This window comes from Solwaraspora sp. WMMA2065 (assembly GCF_030345075.1).
Lineage (GTDB): Bacteria > Actinomycetota > Actinomycetes > Mycobacteriales > Micromonosporaceae > Micromonospora_E.
The window spans coordinates 670,484-691,044 of the sequence record NZ_CP128361.1 but is presented as its reverse complement, the minus strand read 5'-3'; the positions used below and the strand labels follow the sequence as shown (position 1 = coordinate 691,044).

Sequence of the window (20,561 nt, the reverse complement as noted above, 5' to 3'; positions counted from 1 at the left end):
CCGGCCAGCATTAGCAGGGCTGCGAAGAGATGCTTTTGCAAGTTGGCAAAATGGGCCGACGACTTTTCAGTAATTGGCTACTTCCGTCTCTCGACCAGTCGCCTGCGTCGTGTGACCGTTGGTCGCACGCCACCCGAAGGAGACGACGATGCACACCGCAGTGGAGACCGTGCAGAGCGCAGTGGATCAGTTGCGACACGAATGGGACACCGACCCGCGCTGGCACGGGGTGCGGCGCAGCTACCGCCCCGCCGACGTGGTGCGGCTGCGCGGCGCCATCACCGAGGAGCACACCCTGGCCCGGCACGGCGCCCGGCGGCTGTGGCAGCTGCTGCACAGCGAGGACCACGTCCACGCCCTCGGCGCGCTCACCGGCAACCAGGCGGTGCAGATGGTCCGGGCCGGGCTGAAGGCGATCTACCTGTCCGGCTGGCAGGTGGCCGCCGACGCCAACCTTGCCGGGCACACCTACCCCGACCAGAGCCTCTACCCGGCGAACTCGGTGCCGGCGGTGGTCCGCCGGATCAACAACGCGCTGCTACGGGCAGCGCAGATCAGCACCGCCGAGAGCGGTGCGGACGGCGCCGGACCCGACAGTGCCGGGCCGGGCGGCGGGGACGGCCCGGCGACCGACTGGCTGGCCCCGATCGTCGCCGACGCCGAGGCCGGCTTCGGCGGCGTGCTCAACGCGTACGAGCTGATGACCGCGATGATCGCGGCCGGCGCGGCCGGGGTGCACTGGGAGGACCAGCTGGCCGCCGAGAAGAAGTGCGGCCACCTGGGCGGCAAGGTGCTGATCCCGACCGGCGCGCACATCCGTACCCTCGAAGCCGCCCGGCTGGCCGCCGACGTGGCCGGCGTGCCGAGCGTGGTCATCGCCCGCACCGACGCGCAGGCCGCCACCCTGCTCACCACCGATATCGACGAGCGGGACCGGCCGTTCGTCACCGGCGAGCGCACCGCCGAAGGCTTCTACCGGGTGCGCAACGGTATCGAACCGTGCATCGCCCGAGGCCTGGCCTACGCGCCGCACGCCGACCTGCTGTGGATGGAGACCAGCACCCCGGACCTGGAGGTCGCCCGCCGGTACGCCGAGGCGATCAAGCGCGAGTACCCGGACCAGCTGCTGGCGTACAACTGCTCGCCGTCGTTCAACTGGCGCAAGCACCTCGACGACGCGACCATCGGCAAGTTCCAGCGGGAGCTGGGCCACATGGGGTACAAGTTCCAGTTCATCACCCTGGCCGGCTTCCACGCGCTGAACTACTCGATGTTCGACCTGGCGCGCGGCTACGCCAGTGACGGGATGAGCGCGTACGTGTCGCTGCAGGAGCGCGAGTTCGCCGCCGAACCGGCCGGCTACACGGCCGTGAAACACCAGCGGGAAGTGGGTACCGGCTACTTCGACCTGATCTCGACGGTGCTCAACCCGGCCGGCGAGACCACCGCGCTGCGCGGCTCGACCGAGGAGGAGCAGTTCGCGTGAGGTACGAGATTCTCGGTCCGATGGCCGACCGGTTCGACGAGGTGCTCTCCGCCGAGGCGCTGGAGTTCCTGATCGCCCTGGACGGCGAGTTCGCCGCCCGGCGGGTGGCGCTGCTGGACACCCGCCGCGCCCGGCGGGCCCGGTACGCCTCCGGCCAGCTGCCCGACTTCCTGCCGGAGACCGAACACATCCGCACCGACCCGACCTGGCGGGTCGCCCCGCCCGCACCCGGGCTGGTCGACCGGCGGGTGGAGATCACCGGACCGACCGACCGGAAGATGACCGTCAACGCGCTGAACTCGGGCGCGAAGGTGTGGCTGGCCGACTTCGAGGACGCCACCAGCCCGACCTGGCGCAACGTGATCGGTGGGCAGCTGAACCTGATGGACGCCCTCGACCGGCGGATCGACTTCACCGACGAGCGCGGCAAGCGGTACGCCCTCGGCGAGGAGCCGGCCACGATCGTGGTCCGTCCACGCGGCTGGCACCTGGTGGAGAAGGGCATCGTGGTGGACGGGCGGCCGATCTCGGCAAGCCTGGTCGACTTCGGGCTGTACTTCTTCCACTGCGCCCACCGGCAGCTCGACGCCGGTGCCGGGCCGTACTTCTACCTGCCGAAGTTGGAGAGCCACCGCGAGGCGCGGCTGTGGAACGACGTGTTCGTCCTCGCCCAGCGCCGGCTCGGCCTGCCGCAGGGCACCATCCGGGCGACCACGCTGATCGAGACGATCACCGCCGCGTTCGAGATGGAGGAGATCCTGTACGAGCTGCGGGAGCACTCGGCCGGGTTGAACGCCGGCCGGTGGGACTACACCTTCAGCATCATCAAGAACTTCGGGCAGTGGCCGGACTTCGTGCTGCCGGACCGCGCCGAGGTGACCATGACGGTGCCGTTCATGCGGGCGTACACCGAACTGCTGGTGCGGACCTGTCACCGACGCGGCGCGCATGCCGTCGGCGGGATGGCCGCCTTCATCCCCAGCCGGGACCCGCAGGTCAACGAGGCCGCGCTGGGCAAGGTGCGGGCGGACAAGCAACGCGAGGCCGGCGACGGCTTCGACGGCTCCTGGGTGGCCCACCCGGGCCTGGTGCCGACCTGCCGGGAGGTCTTCGACGCGGTGCTCGGCGACCGTCCGCACCAGGTCGACCGGTTGCGCGAGGAGGTGGCGGTGACCGCGACCGACCTGCTGGCCGTGGACAAGACGCCCGGCCAGGTGACGGCGGCCGGGGTCCGCGCCAACGTCGCGGTGGCGCTGCGGTACGTCGATGCCTGGCTGGGCGGTGCCGGCGCAGTGGCCCTGTGGAACCTGATGGAGGACGCGGCGACCGCCGAGATCGCCCGCTGTCAGGTCTGGCAGTGGCTGCACCACGGCACCCCGTTGGCCGACGGTGGATGCGTCACCGAGGACCTAGTCCGGTCGGTCCTGGCCGGGGAGCTGGTTGCGCTGGTCGACGGGCGGGACGGTCCGGACCGCGACCGCGCCGAGGCGGCGGCCCGGATCGTCGAGGAGACGGCGCTCGGCGAGGACCTGCCGGCGTTCTTCACCACCGAGGCGTACGCCCGGCACCTGTCCCCCGCCGGCGCGGTGGACCGGCGCTGACGCCACCCCCGCGGTCGTCGCGGGTCACCGACGCGCCGCCGGGCTCACGGCGGCGGACCGGCAGCCGGTACGGGCTCAACGACGCGCCCGTACCGGCTGCCGTCGGTCATTGATGGCCACCGAGGAGGCTCAGTGCCCACCTTCGGCGATCTCCTCGACGAGCTTGGCGCTGAACGCTGGCAGGTCGTCCGGTTTGCGACTGGTGACCAGACCGTTGTCCACCTGGCATTCGGTGTCCACCCAGGTCGCCCCGGCGTTGGTCAGGTCGGTACGCAGACTCGGCCAGGAGGTGATGGTGCGGCCCCGCACCACCCCGGCCTCGATCATCGTCCACGGCGCATGGCAGATCGCCCCGACCGGCTTGCCTGCGGTGAAGAACGCCCGGACGAAGCCGACCGCGTCCGGGTCGGTACGCAGAAGGTCCGGGTTCGCCACCCCGCCGGGCAGCACCAACGCGTCGTAGGCATCCGGATCCGCCTTGTCCGCGGTGAGGTCCACCGGGTACGTCCGGGACTTGTCCAGGTGGTTGAAGGCCCGGATCTCGCCCGGCTGGACCGACACCAGTTCGACGGCGGCACCGGCCGCCTCGACCGCTTCGCGTGGCTGGGTGTACTCGACCTCCTCCACCCCGTCGGCGGCCAGAAAGGCGACCCGTTTGCCCTGCAGTGTCGTCGCCATCTGCGGCTCCTCTCACTCGCGTACGGTGTCCAGTCGGTTGATCTGCCCCAGGACCGCCCGCTCAAACCCGCCGTTACGGTGAAGTGCGTGACGCGCGACGTGACGGGTCGCGCGACAACGGCGGTGAGACCTGGACCATCAGAGTATTCTTCACGAAGGGGACGCCGAATTCGAAGATCAATTCCAGGGCGTCCTCACCTCGTCTCCGGCATCTGCGAATACTCGCGTTTGCCGAACAGATCCACCTACTGGCAACATCGATAGAGTGAACGGGATCTGCTCCCACTGGCGCTGCTGTGCCTGCTGGTCTGGCACGGCGAGGCGATCCGCTTCGACGACGACACCGGCTGGGGTCGCTACCGGCCCTGGGCGCGCCCGGTCCTGCTGCTGACGCGGGACCGGCCGGCCGACGCGGCGACGGCGCTGCGGCAGACCCCGGACCCAGCGCGCGACCCGTTGGCCGAGGCGTTGTGGTGCCTCACCGCACAGGCCGCGATCGCCCTCGACGACCGTACGGTGCTGCGCCGCGCCCGGACCGCGCTCACACCGGCCGTCGACGAGCTGGCCGGGGCCGGCAGACATGATCGGCGCGGGACGGGCGGGCGGAGCGGGATCAGCAGGCACCAACCCGTTTCCAGGGGCCCCACCCGGAGGCGGCAGGTTGCTGGTCCCGCGTCCACCACTGTGCGGTCCACAGCTGCCCGTCATGCTCGACGGTCTCGCCGCCGGTGTAGATCCACGACGACGTCCACTCCGGGTAGAAATCGCTGCCGCAGTGCTGGTAGGCACCGAGCTCGGCCCAGGCACCCCGCTGCGTGGCACCCGGTACCTGGTTCCTCGTCCACCACTGGGCCTGGTACGCACGGCCGGCGTGGTACACGAGATCACCCTCGGTGTAAACCTGCGACGGCTCCCAGGTGGGTACCACCGGCGTCCAATGGGCGTACAGCGTCGCCGCGGTTTGGGCCAGGGCCGACACCTCGGTCGCGGCGGTCACCGTGGTGCCGCTGCCGTCGGCGGCAGTGTTCCAACCGGCGAACTCGAACGCGGGCCTGCGCAGACCGGTGCCCGGCGCGTCCAGACCAGCATCGGTCCGCAACAAACCATTGCGCGCCTCGGGTGCCGTGCCGATGCCGCCGTTGACGTCGTACGACACGGAGTAGACCCCCTCGACCGCAGCGGCCCACGACAGCATCGGCGACTGGTTGTTGGTCGCCCGCAGCCGGATGGTCACCGGTCCGGCCGCGGCCAGGTCGATGTCGTAGCTCAACACCCTCGACGGCGTGGCGGTGTCGAGGGTGACCTGCGCTCCGACCTGGTGCGCGGCACCGTCATAGTCCAGGAACACGTCGTAGCCGCGACTGTTGCCGGGCCACCAGGAGTGGCTGCCCGCCACGATCGTGTGGCGACCCGCCGGCAGGGTGAAGGTGTAGCTGAGGATCGCCCCCACCTGGTTGGCCGTGTACACCCCCGTGGTGGTCGTCTTGCTGTAGTCACCAGCGACGATCCCCTTGTACCGGATGTCACGGTCGCCGGCGGCGTTGTACGCCCCGAGGCCCCAGGTCGCATCGCCTTCGAGGACCTGGTCGGGTGCGCCGTTGCGCAGATCGTCGCCCAGCAGTTCGGCGACCGCCGCGTGGGCCGGCGAGTTGTAGCCCAGGGTGCCGGTTGCGGTCCCGTTGACGTCCGCGAAGTACCTCAGCCCTGGCGGCACGACCTCGACCCAGGCGGTCGTGGTGGCACCACCGTGGCTGCCCCGGACGGCGACCGTCGTCCACGCCTGGCTGACGTCGAGTCCGTCGAGATCCCAGGTCACCGCGAGATCCCGGGTGGTGCCGTCGGTGAGCGCGGCGGGCAGCGTCGCCGGCAGGTCGCCCGGCACCTGGCCGAGGAAGGTCGCCCGCCAGACCTGCGGCAGCGCGGCCACCCGATTGGCCAGCGGGTAGCTGGCCGCCTGAAGCCGGGAGACGATCTGCCGGGCGCCCTCCCCGTCGAGCCGATAACCCGCCGGGTCAGCCACCGCACGACCGGCCATCGCGATGGTGGACTGCAGCAGCGCCCAGTCCCGGTCGGTGAAGTCCTCGGTCCGCTCGATCCGCGAGGCTACCGCCAACGCCTGGCTGACAGCATCGCTCGACGCCGGCTCGGTTGCCGGCGTCCCCAGGACACCGACCGAGTCGACCACCAGCGTCCCGGCGATCACCTCAAAGGTCACAGTGTGCCGACCCCACGGCAGTCCTCGCACGGCCACGGTCTGCTGGAAGTTGGTGACGGACCTGGTCGGCAGGTTCGTCGCGACGAGTTCGCCGTCGACCCGCACGTCGAGCCGGGCGCTGCCGTCGTTGACTCCCATGACGTCGATCCCGGAACCGGTGAACGTGTACGCGAGGGAGGCACCGGGCCCCCGACTGGTCGACGACGAGCGATGATACTCGTACATGCTGCCGCCGTTGGCGTGCCGCCAGTCTCCGCTGTAGGCGAGCCGGGCGGCCGGCGGGTCGGCCAGGTCGTTCATCTCCAGGTTGTCGAGGAGTTCGCGGTAGTACGGCAGGTGGCCCGGCACCCGCTCGATCGTCAGGTTGTCGAACCGGGTGTGGTGGAAGCCGCTGGCGAGGTCGACGCGACCGGACAGGTACGGCAGGTCGTCGGTCCAGCTGAACACCTGGTCGCCGTTGACGAAGCCGGTGATCTGGTGACCGGCGACCCGGATCGCCAACCGGTGCCAGGCGGTGGCGTCGAATCCGGCGACGGTCCCGCCGGAGATCGTCCTACCGGTACGGCGGAACTGCCAGGTCCCGTCGGAGGCCAGCAGCAACGCATAGGGTGTGCCGCTCAGACTGTGTGAGCTGCCGCCGCCGGTCGAACGCGCGCCGATGGCCGCGTAGTTGTCCGACGCCGGGCCCCGGTCGAACCGCACGTCGACGCCCGCCTGGTAGTTGGTCCAGCGCAGATCACCGACGCCGGTGACGGGATCGGCGCTGTTCCAGGCACCGCCGACACCGGTCGTCGCCCGGTCGATCTGCTGGCGCAGCACGTTGTTCCCGTCGCCGGTCCGCACCGTCTCGAAGGCACCGTTCCGGTCCCAGGTGTACAGCGGGATGGCGCCCGTGTCGCCGCCACGGGAGTCGATGAAGCTCTCGGTCTGGCTCGTGACGACGCCACCCGGACCGATCACCGGCACGGTCCGGCCGACGTAGTCGAAGTCGTCGGCCCACAGCACGCCGTGCTCCGGGTCGGCGTCGAGCACCGTGCGCTCGCCCTCGACCGGAAGCGGCGTGGCCCACTCCGGATCTGCGGTGACGTCGAGCGAGGTGACGGTGACGATGGAGTATGGTTCGACGCTGACCTGGTAGCCGCCGGTGACGCCGGGTACCGCATCGGCGACGTGGCGCTTGTAGTTGGCGTCGAACGCCTCGCCGCCGCCGGTAGCCCGGGTCTGCCAGACGGCGAGTTTCGGGTCGACCCCTAGATCGAAGCCGACCGGCGTGATCTCATAGGTCCGTGCGTACTCGGAGTCGTTGACGATCACGGTCGAGAAGTTTGACCGGTCCGGCGCGGCCATGGTGAGGTAGTTGGGCTGACCGTTGCGCCCGACGACCGGGTTGGTGCCGGTGGCGGTGGAGGCGCTGGCCTGCGGGACAGCCCGCCAGACCCCGGCGGTGTTGGAGTCGTTCTCCCAACCGGTCTGCGCGAAGCTGGTGAAGTGCTGCAGCACGGCGAGTCCCGCGTCGTAGTGAATCCACCCTGACCACGGGTCGCGGGCGGACACGAGCTCCTTGAAGGAGTACTGACCGCCTTCGAAGAACGAGCCGATGGCGGGTTGGTAGACGAAGTGCGTCCGCCGCGACATCACGAAGCCCTTGACGATGGTGTTGGCCATCTCCAGCGCGCTGCCCGTGCCGCCGATGCCGGTGCCCGGCACGGTCGGGTCTGCCGTGTTGTTGTTCTGTCGGAAGGACGAGTTGCTGAAGGTGGCCTGCGCTTCGCTGTTCCAGATTTCCTTGTCGAACTGCTCGGCAAGCCGGGTGAAGTTCTGCTGACCGTCGTCGTTCGTGTTGTAGTGGTAGCCGGCCACCGCGACTGCGTCGCGCAGCTCGGCGTCGCCGACCATCGCGCCGCCGAAGCTGCCGATGCCGACCTCGTCGGAGATGACGACCTGGATCTGGTGGTAGAGCTGCGCCTCGCCGGGACGGAAGCCGGCCAGTGCGGGATCGTCGCTGACGTAGCCGGTGGTGTCGCTGCGCACCTGGTTCGCGTACTGCTTGGTCCAGGTGAGATCGGCCGTGTGCTCGTTCACCCCGGGGTTGACGTAGTCGACCATGAAGCCGTACTCGCGGTAGGCCGCCAGGATGGTGTTCTTGTACCAGGTGTAGATCTTGTCGTTGGTGTTCGCCCACGCCGGCGCGTTCCACCGCAGGATGCTGACCTTGACGTCGGGGTTGACCTTCCTGGCGTCGGCGGCCAGTTGGAAGCCCGGGTGCCGGGCCACGTTCGCCGGCTCGGTCTCCCGGCGCATGGTGGCCGGGTCGGGTCCGGTCGAGTTGTTCCGGTCGTTGCCCATCTCGATCTTGACGTGGCTCATGACGGGTCGGTCGCCCCCGAAGAGAACCCGCAGCAGCCGCGCGTAGGTCTCGGGGTGCTGGGCCTTGTAGTCCATCAGCACGGCGCTGGTGCTGTTCGCGCTCAGCACACCGAAGCCCTTGAAGGTCAGGCCGTTGACGTTGTCGGCCGCGACGAGGCTCGCGTCCACGGTGATGTCGACGGTCGCCGCAGCCGCAGGTGCAGCCGCAGCGGTAGACGTACCACCGACCAGTTGAGCTGGCGCGATCATCCCGAGCACGAGCAGGGCTGCGACGGCCGATCCACGTCCCATGAATGTCTCCTTCTGCCGACCGCATGTTTCTGTCCGATGCACGGCTGGTCTCGCGACAGTAAATCGATCGAAAGACACCAGTCAATAACAGGAATGAACAGACTCGATCGCGTCCGATCACAATCGACCACACCGCACGGGCCAGGTGCGCCCTCAGGTAGTCCCGGTTGGCATCGTGGTGCCAGTAACCGCAGCCGGCCGCCCTGCGCGGCGGCGCAAGGTGGTCACAAAGAAACAGAACCGATCACGAAGCTTCAGTCGGCGGGAACGCGGTCGGCCAGACAGCAGGCGACGACGCGAAAAAGCTCTGGCACACTACGGGCATGGACCGGCCCACGGCGCACACCACGGCGCCCCGTCACCTGCCCGCCGCCGAGCTCACCGCCGGGCTCACGGAGGTGGCCCGCTCCCCACGCGGCTCCGGCAGGTTGGACCTCGTGGTCCGCCGGCCAGCCGTCGACGAGCGGGAGCTGCTGGCCGAAGGGACGCTCGACATCACCGACGGGCTGGTGGGCGACAGCTGGGCGCAGCGCGGCAGCTCGAAGACCAGTGACGGGTCGGCGCACCCGGATCGGCAGCTCACCGTGATGAACTCCCGGCTCGTCCGGCTGGTCGCCGGCGACGACCCGCAGCACTGGGGGCTGGCCGGCGACCAGCTCTTCGCCGATCTCGACCTGCACACCGACGCACTGCCCGCCGGCACCCGGCTGGCGGTCGGCGACGAGGCGGTCATCGAGGTGACGGCCGAACCGCACAACGGGTGTGCGAAGTTCGCCAACCGCTACGGGCGGGACGCGCACAAGCTGGTCTGGAGTGAGCAGGGTCGCCAGGCCCGGCTGCGTGGCCTCTACGCCCGCGTCGTGGTCGGTGGCGTCATCCGGCCCGGCGACCAGATCCGCGTACTCGGCACGGCGGCCGACGCCACCGAGGGAACCGCCATGACCCTCAACCCGCCGGTTCAAGGGGCATAGCGGTTCCCTCGTCGTGAGGCGCCGGTCGTCAGCCCGGTCGCCGTCGCCAGCCGGGCAACGCCGGCAGTGTCCGGCCCGCACCGGGCAATCTCCGCCACGAGGGTACGGGCGGAGGGCCGGCAGCGGATCTCAGCCGGTACGACGCGGTCCGCCTCGACCAACTACCGTCCCCCCGCTTTGAAGTCGACGGCGGCCGGTCCGAAACTCGCCTGCAGGTAGTTCGGGCCGTCCCCGATCTGCCTGGTGACCTCATCAACCTGTGCGATCAGCTCGTCGACGCTGCAGGTTTCACCGCAGCCGGCGGCGGCCAACCCGGCCTGCAGCAGCAACGTCCCGTACACCTCCCGGACCTGCGGCGACGCGGCTCCGCCGCTCGACCCGGCACCGGATACACCACATCCACCGGCACATCCGCACGCTGAAACCACTTCCCGTACACGACACCCCCTCACCGACCCGAGCAGGCCGCCAGTGCGATGCGATCCGCTGTGGATGGATGATTCAAGTCCCAGCGCAGCCGCGCCTACTACAGCGTCCGCCTCGGCCTCTTGTTGCTGGTCGAAGGTAACCAGACTGATGCCTGCCAGGTCGTTGCCACGGCACTGCCGCTGTTCACGTCCGTCCGCTCCAGCCGACCTGCCTCACTATCGCCCGCATCTCGTAGACCTCTAGAGGAGTCCTCCCGGCCCGGCTTCTCCACCATCGTCGTGGAGATCAGCACCGACGTAGTCGGCTATGCATACGGGCACACCTTCGCCCCTGACGCGTGGTGGCCAGAAGCAGATCACGAACCCTCAGGGACGACGGGACTCGATGAACTCGCCGTCCTCGAACTGGGGCCGGCAACCCGTCGCGGTCGCCTACCCACCGGGGGCGAAGTCCAGTGTGTCCGGCCGGGTCCAGCGGCACACCGGCCACGAGCACGCCTACATCATGGAGGGTGAGCTGACCTTGCCAGGTCGGCTTCCAGGAGGTCGTGCTCGGCGCCGGGGACAGCATGGTGTTCGACTCGTCCCGCCCGCACCTGCTGGAGAGCCGCAGCGACCGGGCCGTGCACGCGATCTGGTTCATCGTGCGCCTGAACCCGACTCGGGACCGTGAACGTCGACGATTCGGGGTCGGTCACGCCGCTGCGGCTTCGATCCGCGCCACCGCGCTCGCGACGCCGTCCTCGGCCGTGAGCCGCCGCCCCAACCCGGCCGCCGCATCCCGGACATCGACGTCGGTGCTGACCTGGCGGATCGCGGCCGCGAGCCGCTGCGCGGTGATCGTCGACTGCGGAACCGGGGCGCTGCCCGCGCCGAGCGCCGCCACTCGCCGACCCCAGAAGAACTGGTCCAGGATGAACGGGCAGATCACTGAGGGCCGGCCGGCGCGCAGCGCGGCGGCGGTGGTGCCGGCACCGCCGTGATGCACCACGGCGGACACCCGGGGAAACAACCAGTCGTGCGGTGCCTGGGTGATGGGCAGGACGTTGCCCGGCAGGCCAGCCGCGTCCAGCCCGCCCCAGCCGGTGGCGACGATGCCGCGTACGCCGGCCAGGCGCAGCGCTTCGGCGACGACGCGGGTGAGGCGCTGCGGATCCCGCCCGGCCATGCTGCCGAAGCCGACGTACACCGGTGGGTCGCCGGCGTCGAGGAAGTCGACCAGTTCGGCCGGTGGCTGCCAGCCGGTGGCATCGTCGAGGAACCAGTATCCGGTGAGCTGGGCGTGCCCGGGCCAGTCGGCCGGGCGCGGCAGCACATGACCGCTGACCGCGTGCAGCACCGGGATCGGCCGCCCGTCGGGCAGCCGGGTGGCCAGGGCCGCACCCCTACGTCGGGCCAGGCACAACGTCTCCTGGCGGAAGGTGTTCACCATGCCGTCGTACATCCGGTAGCCGGCACCGACGAGCCGGTAGGTGAGCCGGTTGTACGCGCGGCCGAGCGGCAGCGCAGGTGCGCCGATCAGCGGGAAGTCGCCGGTCGCCACGGACATCGGAACGGGGACCGCCTGCACCGCCGGCGCGCCGAGTTTCTCGGCGACGTGCGGGCCGGCCAGCGCCTTGGGGTGGTAGACGATCACCTGCGGGTCGGCCTGGCGGGCCGCCTGCCAGACATCGGCCAGCAGGCCCCGGTTGATCGGGTTGGCCCGCCGGGCCAGCCGGATGTTGGTCTTGACCGAGCCGAGAAGTCCGGTGGTGTCCTCCATCGCGGCGCGACCCGCCGCCGAGTCGAGCAGTTGCAGGATCTCGTCGCCGAGGTGACCGTACGCCAGGCCGTGGTCGGTGACGAAGGACCGGAATCGGGCGCAGGTGGCCAGGGTGACGTCGTGACCGGCCGCCCGCAGCCCGGTGCCGAGCGCCAGGTACGGCTGGACGTCACCGCGGGATCCGACGGTGACGATCAGGACCCGCACCGTCACACGTCCCGTTTGGTCTGGCGCCGGAACTCCTCCATCAGCGCGGGCGTCCGTTCGATCATGAAGGTGTAGAAGTCGCGGGTGTGCCGGAGCCGGTCCGCCTCCGGGGCGTCCGCGTCGCCGACGAGATCGATGCCACGCTGCATCAGGTCGATGAAGGTGCGCATCTTGTCGGTGGGGTCGATCGCCCGGGCGAAGGCGTCCGGGTGCATCTCGTACGCGTGGCCCCGGCCGCTGGTCGGCACCCGGCGCACCATGCCGGACTGCTCCAGCGCCCGCATCCCGGCCGAGACGGATGCCTTGGACAGCCCGACCGCCTCGCACAGTTGCGCGGTGGTCTGGCCCGGCGGGTCGCAGATCAGCAGCCAGCCGAGCAACTTGCCGAACGCAGGGGTGGTGCCCATCTGGGCGAGGGCGACACCGACCTCTTCGGCGTACCGCCGCCCGGCGTCCGGATCCACGTGCATCTCCTTCCTCGCCGAGAACGCCCCATCATGAGGACCGCCACCATCGAAGAACGCCATCATCACGAATGTTCAGGACTTCCCGAACATCAACCGTAACATGGCAGCTGGTGAGGCGACCCGGACCGGCCCCACCCGACTCAACGGCGGGCGAGCGCCTGGTCGATCAGTTGCTCGCTGTCGTCCCAGAGCCGCCGCGCCCGGGCGACGTCGTACGACTCGGGTGAGGATGGAGCAATCTTCGGACCCTCCAGGTACGCACCGGTGGTGCCCTCGAACCGGGCGTCGGCGACCAGGTCGGCCAGGTGCCGGGCGGAGGCCCGGGAGCTGCGCGCGCCGGGCAGTAATGCGCTGATCAGCGGAGCGGCCATCCGAAAGCCGGTCCGGACGAGCGTCGGGTAGTCGCGGGAGAGGCTGGTGTCGGGCATCAGCCCCGGGTCGTACGCGTTGACGCTGATCGGCCGCCCGTCCAGTCGGCGGGCAAGCTCGTAGACGAAGTAGATGTTCGCCAACTTCGAGGTGGAGTAGCGGACCCGGCCCGCCGTCGGGGTCGCGTCGGCGTCGGACGGGTCGGCGAGTTCGCGGGCACTTGTCCAGCGCGGTTCCGGGAAGCCCATGCTCTTCTCCCGCCAGTGGGTGCCGCTGCTGACGATCGCGATCCGGGCCCCGGCGGCCAGGTCATCCAGCAGCCCGGTGACGAGCAGGTGATGACCGAGGTGGTTGGTGGCGAAGGTGAGCTCGTAGCCGTCGGCGGACCGGCGTACCCCGTCGATGACCTGGATGCCGGCGTTGCCGACGATGGCATGCAGCGGCGGACGCTGCCCGGACCGGCGCAGTTCCTCGGCCGCGTCGGCGACCGATCGCAGGTCGGCCAGGTCGATCCGGAGCAGTTCGAGGCTCGCCGCAGGGGTCCGGCGACGGATCTGCCGGGCCGCCGCTTCTCCCCGGCTCTCTGCCCGGTGACCGAGCACGACGTGCCAGCCCTGGGCGGCGAGCCGCCCGGCGACGCGCAGCCCGAGGCCGGTGGTGGCCCCGGTGATGACGACGGTTCTCATCAGAGTGAACCCTTCGACAGGTTGACGTTGTCAACCTGACCTTACGTCGCCCAGGTTGACAGCGTCAACCTGATCTAGGATCGGACGATGAGCACCCGGGACGACCTCGTCGCCGCAGCGACCGCACTGCTCGACGAGGGCGGCCCGGAGCGGGTCACCCTGCGGGAGGTTGGACGTCGGGCCGGGGTGTCACACAACGCGCCGTACAAGCACTTCACCGACAAGCAGGCGCTGTTGGAGGCCGTCGCCATCCAGGAATTCGACCGGCTCGAACGGGTCATGACGGCGACACCGACGCCACGGACCGAGGCCGCCGCGCTGCTGCGACACGTCCTGCTCGACTACGTACGCTGGGCACAGCACCATCCGCGACGGTTCGCGCTGGTCTACGGGTGGTCGATGCACGCCTCCGCCGACCTGCACGAGCGGGCCGGCGCCACCTGGCGGCGACTCGTCGAGCTGACCGCCGAGGCCCAGGCGGCCGGGGCCCTGCCCGCAGGTGACCCGGAACGGGCCGCCGCTCTGGTCCGCGCGCTGGCGCACGGCGCCGCCGACCTGGCCATCACCGGCCACCTGGCAGCCGACGGAAAGGGCCGCGCCAGCGCCGAGGACCTGGTCGAGGACCTGCTCCGGGTGCTGGGTCAGGCCGGACGGTCGAGCTGACGTTCTTCGCTCAGGAAGCCGCCGCCGCTGAACAGCAGCAGCCGGCACCGGTCGGCCCGGACGCTGTCGCGGCCACGCAACAGGCTACGGATGTGCGCCAGGCGTTGCAGGTGGCCGGTGCCGACGGTCTCCTGCCACTTGGCCTCGCCGATCGCGATGAGTTCCTCACGGCCTGACCATCCGGCAACAAGGCCGACAACTGGTCAAGGTGGTACAAGATGGCGAAGTGGCAGGAGAGGCAATGACCGAGTTCCACGACTGGGACGACGTCCGCAGCGAACTACACGATGGGGACGACGCCGCGCTGGCGACCGAACGCGCGCGTACCGAGGCATGGATCAGTGCCTTCCACCTCACCGAGGAACGCGGTGACACTGCCCGGCCGACGCCGACGAGGGAACCTGCACTGTCGTAAAACTGGCGGGTTGAGGGTCATACAGGTTCCCTCGTCACGAGACGCCGGTCGTCAGGCCGAGCGCCGTCGCCAGCCGGGCGACACCGGCCGTGTCCGGCCCGCACCGGGCAATCTCAGCCACGACCGTACGGACGGCGGGCCGGCAGCGGATCTCAGCCGGTGCGACGCGGTCCGCCTCGACCAACCACCGTCCCGCCGCCGTGAAGTCGCCGACGTCGAGGTACGCCCGCGCGGCGTCCACCAGATACGCAGCGCGGTGCTCCGCCGGCAGCCCGCGCCATATCTGCCGCCGGGTGGCCGTTTCGTGTCGGCGTACCGCCTGCCGGGCGTCGCCCGACTCCATGGCCGCCACGACGTGCGCCAGCTCGACGGCCGCCGGGCCGAAGCTCGCCGTACGGTGGTCCAGCCCGTCGCCGATCCGGCCAGCGACGTCAGCGGCCCGGCCGAGCAGCTCGTCGACACTCCGGGTTTCGCCGCAGCCGGCAGCGGCCAACCCGGCCTGCACCAGCAATGTCCCGTACACCGTGCCGCACTCGACCGATGCCGGCCACGGCAAGCGCCCGATCGGCCGCCAACCAGGCCAGCCCGGGTTCACCCACCTTCACCAGCACGAGCGCGATAATCCGGTACGCCCGCACCAACAACCCCGCCCCCAGGCGCAGGCCGGGTGGCGTGCACCCGCCGGGCGGCGTCCAGCAACTCCGGCACCGTCCGCAGTAACCGGGGATAATCCCCATGCTGGTACGTCGACCACGCATGCTCCACCCGCTGCGTGACCTCGCGTTCCCCTGCCGGTCCGCCGTCGGCGGCGGTGAACACCTCGTAGCTGGCCAGCGCCGCTCGGACCGCCGCCAACCCGTCGACCGCCCCACCGGCCTCCGCTGGCCGGTCCGGGCCGACCAACTCCGCCGGGTCGACCCGCAGCACCTCGGCGACCTGCCGGATCAGCGAAAACCGGTCCAACCGCCGGACACCACGCTCCACCTTCTCCACCCAGCTCTTCGACCGGCCGACCCGGTCGGCGAGCACCTGCTGGGTCATCCGCCGCCGTACCCGCCACAGCGCGATCCGACGCCCGACGGCCACGCTCATCGCCTGCTACCCGCGTCGATCCAGGTCCAGGACACGAAACGCTCGTACAACTCGGCCGGATCGGTGATCCCGACCTCCTCGGCTGCGGTCGTCAGCAGCTCGCCAACGTCGACCGACAACGCCAACGGCTCACCCACGTACGCCTCCGCCAACTGCGTCCGGCCCGGCGGGCACGGCCACGGCGTCCCGTCCGGACAGACCGCGCAACACCACGACGGCCGCACCGGCTCATGCACCGGCTCCTTGCCGCTTCCGGGTGTCCTCATGGCAGGTAGTGCCGGCCGGCGTTACCACCCCGGCGCTCCGCCCGATCCGTACGAGTCGCCGGCCGCCGGTCCGGCGGCGGCACCGTCCGGTCGGCGAACCGCCGCCGACCCGGCACCGGATACACCACATCCACCGGCACGTCCGCACGCTGAAACCACTTCCCGAACACGCTGCCCCCTCAACAAGAGTTGGAAGGGCGGCGACCCGAGGTGGCTCTCCACGACAACCCCGGAGCCGCCGCCCAGCAGGCGGGCCCGACGCGCGAAAAGGGCGATCACGGGATGCGACGCCGGGCCCAGCTAACGCGAGGCCGCGCCACCGCCGAACTCACCACCCGATACGGGAGGCGACGGCGCAACCTCTGCGAGTAGCCTGCCCGGCACGTGAAGTGAAGGTCTACAGTGTGCGTGTCTTACCGGCGTCCGCAGACCGGCAGACAGCGGTCAGCAATCGATCTCCCGCTCGACCTGTGCCACTTCCCCAGCGAGGCGCTTCGCCCCCGTCGAGTCAGCAATCTCTCGCGCCTCCGCGATCCACGATGCAGCGACGTCCCGATCACCCGCCGCCACATGTGTCGCAGCCAACTGGCACACGTACCAACCGACCCAGTCCGATCGACGCACCTCGCCGGGCAGCTGATCCAAGCCTGATTGCAACAGCTCCACCGCGCGGTCGTATCGGCGCAAGTACCGCTGCGCCAAGCCTCGTTGCATCATCAGGTACGTCGGATCATGGAAGTACAGCCAGTCAGGCTCGCGGTCTCGTGCGTCAGCGGCTCGGGCTGTCAGCTCTTGAGCGTTGTCGAGCTGTCGATCAGCGCCTTCAGCGTCACCCAGAATTGCTAGACCGCGAGCCTCCTGCTGAACAGCAACGCCCCGTACACCAGGGCTGGCCGGCTGCCATGCAGCGGCACGCGACAGCTCCACCATGGCGGCTGTCTCGCCACGCATCCAGGCGAGGTGCCCACGCATACTCAGCGATGTAGCCGTCAGGTGAGGATTGCCTGCCTCCGTAGCCCACTCCATAGCACGGAGATACCACGCGCGACTGCTCGCATGATCGCCGGTCGCAGCGGACAACCAGCCGCCGAACTGAGCCCACTGGCCAGCGACATCGACGAGCCGCGGCCAGTGCTTGTCGCGCCGGGCACCGTTGACGAGTTGTTCGATGGCTGACAGTTGCGCAAGCACCGGTCTGACCACCGCCGCCGACCCGACCACGTCTTCGAGCCGCCGCTGATGAGCAAGCACCGCCGCCAGGGAGTCGATCGTTCCCGCGTCGATCCGACGCGGCCTCGTGATGGCAGCGCGGAGTCGCTGCTGCTCCTCCCCCGACAGACCCGCCGGATCATCACGCACCATCCCGGCGAGATGTCCACCCGCGCCCAGCGCCTCATCGAGACGCACCATCAGATCCGGAGGCGGCGACTTGCGCCCCTGCTCAATGTCATGCAGGTGAGACCGACTTGAGTACGCCCGCTTCGCAAGATCACGCAGAGAGAGGCCAGCCTGCTCACGAAGCGCACGCAGGGTGGCCGGGAGACGTGGGTCGACGATACGCGGCATGACGGTCACCACCAAGATCGAAAACGTCGATGGCCTTCCGCGAACCGATATCCACAACCGCCATCAGCTCAGACGATACTCCGGCGGGGATCGACCGACGGACCACTGCGGGTCGCGTCCTGGACCACGGAGACCGGATCACCGTCTGAACAACCTCGATCACACCCAACGGCCGAACACGACACTGCGCCGAGCACCATCTCCGCTGGTCTTGATGGCAGCGCCACAATAAAGCCCGTGCCCACCAGTACCAATATCGATCAATATCTAGATCGTCGAGTTACGCACGGCCCACTGACCTAAACTTTGGTCGTTTTGTGGGTGATAGCGCCGGTTTCGGGGTGAGTGTGGGTCGGGTGCGGGACGTGAAGAAGCTCCTGGTAGGACATGGATTGACTAGATCAACATGTTCCAACCAGGAGCTTCGGTGTCGGATTCTGCCATGCTGTCCGCCGGTGCGGTGCGACAGGCCGCCGATCAGCGGGAGACGCTGCGGGCAGCGGTGATCGCCGGGCCCGCCGGTGTCGGGACCCTCGACGAGCAGGTGACCGGCCGGTTGTGGCCGCTCCTGGCCGATGCCGCACTGATCGAGCGGGCGCAGGCCGTAGTGGGGCACGTCGACGCCCGGCGGCGGGTGCTGACCGGGGCGGTCACGGTGATGATCGTGCTCGGGCTGTGCCTGTTCCGGCGGGAGAGCACGACGGTGGTGACCGCACGGGTGACCTCACGGATCCCCCGGACCCGGGTGGAGGGCACCCCGACCGCGGCGGCGGTGTCGAAGGCCCGGGGCAGACTCCCCGCGGCGGTGCACCAGCGGGTGTTCACCACCGGCGCCCGGTCCACACCGACGTTCGGGCCCGAGTCGTACGCGTTCGGTCTGCTGGTCACCGCGATCGACGGCACTGTGTTCGACCTGGCCGACACGGCGCGGATCCGGGCCGGGTTCACCACCCCGACCGGCGGCCGGTTCCCGCAAGCCCGGATGGTCGCCCTGGTCGCCTGCGGCATCCGCTGGATCCTCGCCGCCCGTATCGCCTCCTCCGGGACCAGCGAACAGGCCCTCGCCGACGACCTGATCGGCCAACTCCAACCCGGCACCATCAACCTCGCCGACCGGGGCTTCTTCTCCATGGACCGCTGGACGCGGGCGGCCGCCACCGGGGCGCACCTGCTGTGGCGGGTCAAGAACGGCGCGCGGAGCCTGCCCGCCCGCCTGGTCGAGGTCCTCCCGGACGGCTCCGCGCTCGTGCGACTCGCCGAGTCCGACGCGATGCTGTCCCGCCGCCGCACCACCCGCGCCGACCGGGGTCTGCCCCGACTCCGTCCGACACTCGCCCGTCTGGTCGAGTTCACCGTCACCACCCGCGACCGCGCCGGCCGCACCACCCACAGTCGCTACCGCGTCCTGACCACCCTGCTCGACCACCACCGTCACCCCGCCACCGCCCTCGCCGCGCTCTACGCCGAACGATGGCAGATCGAACTCACCTACGGACGACTGAAGACCACCCTGCGGGGACCCGGCACCCGACCACGCGGACAGACCCCCGAACTGGCCCACCAGGAACTCTGGGCGCTACTGACCGTCTACAACGCCCTCGTCCGACTCGCCGTGACCACCGCCGTCGACCTGAACATCGACCCCGACGCGGTCAGCTTCGCCACCGTCCTCGCCCTGACCCGCGCACACCTCGCCAGCCAGGACTCCGCACCCTGCGTCAACTGCGGACACGACGACCCCGACCCCGCCACCACCCTGCTCACCGCGATCGCCGCCCAACCCCGCAACCGGCCCACCCGCACCCGCACCGGCCCCCGCACCAAACGACAACGACGAACACAACGCACCCGCGACGTCACCTACGAGATAACCATCACCCAGATCGACCCACCCAAAGCCAGCAAAACGGCCAAAGTTTAGGTCAGTGGACGTAGACCCCACGACGGCGGAACGCTGCCGGGGCGTGCACCACCGCGTCGACCCGCGCGGCCCGCGTGTTGAACGGGAACCAGAACCGGCGCAGTGATCGTGTTTCCACCCATGCCGGTGCCCTGCTACCATCCTTGGTCGCCAGGTGTTCCGTCAACGCGGTCAGGAACACGTCCCAGTGTTCGTCACCGGTGACAGCCGGCTCCTGCTCCAGCAAAGCGGCCCGCTCCTGCGCCGGCTCCCAGCGGTGCTCCTCAAGGAACTCCGCCACCAACCGCCACCGTCGCGCCTCGTCAGCGCCGACGAGCCGCACGCCCAGCCCCGCCACCGTCAGCGGCTCGTAGCTCTCATCGTTACTCCGCACGCCCTCGACGCTAGTACGTCCGAGGCGATTCAAGGGGCAGGGCATCGGACAGTGCGGCGCGGCTGTTGACCCAGACGACCAGCAGCGCACAGCCGGGCAGCGTCGCCAGCGCCAGCAGCGGCGCCTGGTTGACCGACAGCAGGGCGGCCAGCAGCACGACCAGGCTGAGCAGGCCCAGCGGCGCCCGGCGTACCGCCGTCCAGGCCGCGGCCCGGACGGCCGCGCGCACGCCCAGGTCCGGGGCCAGCTCGACCAGGGCCAGCAGCAGGACCGTCGTGGCGGCCACCAGCACGGTCAGCACCACCAGCAGCGGTACGAGCACCGCCGCAGCGCCGGCGTCGTGCAGCCAGACGATGTCGGTCACCAGGACCGCCACCAGCACCGTCGCCGCCGCCCAGCGCCGCGTCGCTGCGGCGAAGTTCCGCCGGTACGCGCGGAAGTACTCACGTACGGGTGCCCGGTCGTCGTCCTCGGCCTGCCGCAGGTAGCCGAACGCTGCGGCGACCGCCGGCCCGATGCTGACCGACAGCAGCCCGAAGAAGACCGGGTAGCGCCACGGCTGGGCGACCACGGCCAGCGCGACCAGCAGCGGCAGGTTGGTGATGGCCAGCCCGAGGTTGACCACCAGCACCCGGTGCACCAGTGACCAGATCGTTGACCAGGTGTCCGCGCCGACGTTGACCCGCGCGGCCAGCGAGGGCCGCAGCGGTTGCCGGACGGGTTGCCGCACCCCGGCC

The 20,561-nt window shown here is 70.1% G+C and carries 19 protein-coding genes; 6 read left to right on the top strand and 13 right to left on the bottom strand.

Annotated elements, in window-relative coordinates; all coding sequences use genetic code 11:
* Positions 1–148: 148 nt before the first annotated feature.
* Positions 149–1,486, top strand: a complete 1,338-nt coding sequence (gene aceA, locus O7610_RS03175; protein WP_281554256.1) for an isocitrate lyase — start codon at positions 149–151, stop codon at positions 1,484–1,486.
* On the top strand, positions 1,483–3,087 hold the full coding sequence (gene aceB / locus O7610_RS03170; protein ID WP_289212602.1) for a malate synthase A: 1,605 nt from the start codon (positions 1,483–1,485) through the stop codon (positions 3,085–3,087). The genes aceA and aceB overlap by 4 nt, the downstream gene beginning before the upstream one ends.
* Before the next feature lie 129 nt (positions 3,088–3,216).
* On the opposite strand, the gene O7610_RS03165 is transcribed toward aceB, so the two are convergent.
* Complete coding sequence (locus tag O7610_RS03165) at positions 3,217–3,765, bottom strand: type 1 glutamine amidotransferase domain-containing protein (protein ID WP_289212601.1); 549 nt, start codon at positions 3,763–3,765, stop codon at positions 3,217–3,219.
* Positions 3,766–4,378: 613 nt separating this feature from the next.
* Complete coding sequence (locus O7610_RS03160; RefSeq protein WP_289212600.1) at positions 4,379–8,638, bottom strand: carbohydrate-binding protein; 4,260 nt, start codon at positions 8,636–8,638, stop codon at positions 4,379–4,381.
* Between the two features lie 323 nt (positions 8,639–8,961).
* Here O7610_RS03160 and O7610_RS03155 point away from each other — a divergent pair, with 323 nt between their 5' ends.
* Positions 8,962–9,609 carry an MOSC domain-containing protein gene (locus tag O7610_RS03155; RefSeq protein WP_281554251.1) on the top strand — a complete coding sequence of 216 codons (648 nt, stop codon included), beginning with the start codon at positions 8,962–8,964 and terminating at the stop codon, positions 9,607–9,609.
* Between the two features lie 161 nt (positions 9,610–9,770).
* Here O7610_RS03155 and O7610_RS03150 read toward each other — a convergent pair whose 3' ends face one another.
* The 4 genes from O7610_RS03150 to O7610_RS03135 all read right to left on the bottom strand — a co-directional run bounded on the left by O7610_RS03150 (position 9,771) and on the right by O7610_RS03135 (position 13,528).
* Positions 9,771–9,950 carry a hypothetical protein gene (locus O7610_RS03150; protein ID WP_289212599.1) on the bottom strand — a complete coding sequence of 60 codons (180 nt, stop codon included), beginning with the start codon at positions 9,948–9,950 and terminating at the stop codon, positions 9,771–9,773.
* Positions 9,951–10,731: 781 nt separating this feature from the next.
* Positions 10,732–12,012 (bottom strand): glycosyltransferase, encoded by a 1,281-nt coding sequence (locus tag O7610_RS03145; RefSeq protein WP_281554249.1) that lies wholly within the window; start codon positions 12,010–12,012, stop codon positions 10,732–10,734.
* Positions 12,009–12,470, bottom strand: coding sequence for a GbsR/MarR family transcriptional regulator (locus O7610_RS03140; RefSeq protein ID WP_281554248.1), 462 nt, complete (start codon positions 12,468–12,470; stop codon positions 12,009–12,011). The genes O7610_RS03145 and O7610_RS03140 overlap by 4 nt, the downstream gene beginning before the upstream one ends.
* Positions 12,471–12,613: 143 nt before the next feature.
* Positions 12,614–13,528 carry an SDR family NAD(P)-dependent oxidoreductase gene (locus O7610_RS03135; RefSeq protein WP_289212598.1) on the bottom strand — a complete coding sequence of 305 codons (915 nt, stop codon included), beginning with the start codon at positions 13,526–13,528 and terminating at the stop codon, positions 12,614–12,616.
* Between the two features lie 87 nt (positions 13,529–13,615).
* Between O7610_RS03135 and O7610_RS03130 the strand changes: the two genes are divergently transcribed.
* Both O7610_RS03130 and O7610_RS03125 read left to right on the top strand, forming a co-directional pair.
* On the top strand, positions 13,616–14,191 hold the full coding sequence (locus O7610_RS03130; RefSeq protein WP_289212597.1) for a TetR/AcrR family transcriptional regulator: 576 nt from the start codon (positions 13,616–13,618) through the stop codon (positions 14,189–14,191).
* A 241-nt stretch (positions 14,192–14,432) separates the two neighbouring features.
* Complete coding sequence (locus tag O7610_RS03125; RefSeq protein WP_289212596.1) at positions 14,433–14,606, top strand: hypothetical protein; 174 nt, start codon at positions 14,433–14,435, stop codon at positions 14,604–14,606.
* A 34-nt stretch (positions 14,607–14,640) separates the two neighbouring features.
* Here the strand turns inward: O7610_RS03125 and O7610_RS03120 are convergent, their stop codons facing one another.
* The 5 genes from O7610_RS03120 to O7610_RS03100 all read right to left on the bottom strand — a co-directional run bounded on the left by O7610_RS03120 (position 14,641) and on the right by O7610_RS03100 (position 17,530).
* A complete protein-coding gene (locus O7610_RS03120) occupies positions 14,641–15,129 on the bottom strand; it encodes a hypothetical protein (protein WP_289212595.1) in 489 nt (162 codons plus the stop codon).
* A 68-nt stretch (positions 15,130–15,197) separates the two neighbouring features.
* Positions 15,198–15,698, bottom strand: coding sequence for a helix-turn-helix domain-containing protein (locus tag O7610_RS03115; RefSeq protein ID WP_289212594.1), 501 nt, complete (start codon positions 15,696–15,698; stop codon positions 15,198–15,200).
* Entirely contained in the window at positions 15,695–15,964 is a 270-nt protein-coding gene (locus tag O7610_RS03110; protein ID WP_289212593.1) for a hypothetical protein, read from the bottom strand. The genes O7610_RS03115 and O7610_RS03110 overlap by 4 nt, the downstream gene beginning before the upstream one ends.
* Entirely contained in the window at positions 15,961–16,104 is a 144-nt protein-coding gene (locus tag O7610_RS03105) for a hypothetical protein (protein ID WP_289212592.1), read from the bottom strand. The genes O7610_RS03110 and O7610_RS03105 overlap by 4 nt, the downstream gene beginning before the upstream one ends.
* Before the next feature lie 304 nt (positions 16,105–16,408).
* Complete coding sequence (locus O7610_RS03100) at positions 16,409–17,530, bottom strand: helix-turn-helix domain-containing protein (protein WP_289213559.1); 1,122 nt, start codon at positions 17,528–17,530, stop codon at positions 16,409–16,411.
* A gap of 427 nt (positions 17,531–17,957) precedes the next feature.
* On the opposite strand from O7610_RS03100, the gene O7610_RS03095 reads away from it, so the two are divergent.
* Positions 17,958–19,451, top strand: a complete 1,494-nt coding sequence (locus O7610_RS03095) for an IS4 family transposase (RefSeq protein WP_289212591.1) — start codon at positions 17,958–17,960, stop codon at positions 19,449–19,451.
* 1 nt (position 19,452) lies between these two features.
* Here the strand turns inward: O7610_RS03095 and O7610_RS03090 are convergent, their stop codons facing one another.
* Together O7610_RS03090 and O7610_RS03085 are read right to left on the bottom strand one after the other, a co-directional pair.
* Complete coding sequence (locus O7610_RS03090; protein ID WP_289212590.1) at positions 19,453–19,824, bottom strand: hypothetical protein; 372 nt, start codon at positions 19,822–19,824, stop codon at positions 19,453–19,455.
* Positions 19,825–19,834: 10 nt separating this feature from the next.
* Entirely contained in the window at positions 19,835–20,554 is a 720-nt protein-coding gene (locus tag O7610_RS03085; protein ID WP_289212589.1) for a DUF624 domain-containing protein, read from the bottom strand.
* Between the last annotated feature and the right edge of the window lie 7 nt (positions 20,555–20,561).

Coding starts and splice junctions, on each gene's coding strand:
- O7610_RS03110 (WP_289212593.1), bottom strand. CDS start 15,964: ATGAGGACACCCGGAAGCGGCAAGGAGCCGGTGCATGAGCCGGTGCGG.
- O7610_RS03115 (WP_289212594.1), bottom strand. CDS start 15,698: ATGAGCGTGGCCGTCGGGCGTCGGATCGCGCTGTGGCGGGTACGGCGG.
- O7610_RS03125 (WP_289212596.1), top strand. CDS start 14,433: ATGACCGAGTTCCACGACTGGGACGACGTCCGCAGCGAACTACACGAT.
- O7610_RS03130 (WP_289212597.1), top strand. CDS start 13,616: ATGAGCACCCGGGACGACCTCGTCGCCGCAGCGACCGCACTGCTCGAC.
- O7610_RS03100 (WP_289213559.1), bottom strand. CDS start 17,530: ATGCCGCGTATCGTCGACCCACGTCTCCCGGCCACCCTGCGTGCGCTT.
- O7610_RS03160 (WP_289212600.1), bottom strand. CDS start 8,638: ATGGGACGTGGATCGGCCGTCGCAGCCCTGCTCGTGCTCGGGATGATC.
- O7610_RS03135 (WP_289212598.1), bottom strand. CDS start 13,528: ATGAGAACCGTCGTCATCACCGGGGCCACCACCGGCCTCGGGCTGCGC.
- aceA (WP_281554256.1), top strand. CDS start 149: ATGCACACCGCAGTGGAGACCGTGCAGAGCGCAGTGGATCAGTTGCGA.
- O7610_RS03165 (WP_289212601.1), bottom strand. CDS start 3,765: ATGGCGACGACACTGCAGGGCAAACGGGTCGCCTTTCTGGCCGCCGAC.
- O7610_RS03155 (WP_281554251.1), top strand. CDS start 8,962: ATGGACCGGCCCACGGCGCACACCACGGCGCCCCGTCACCTGCCCGCC.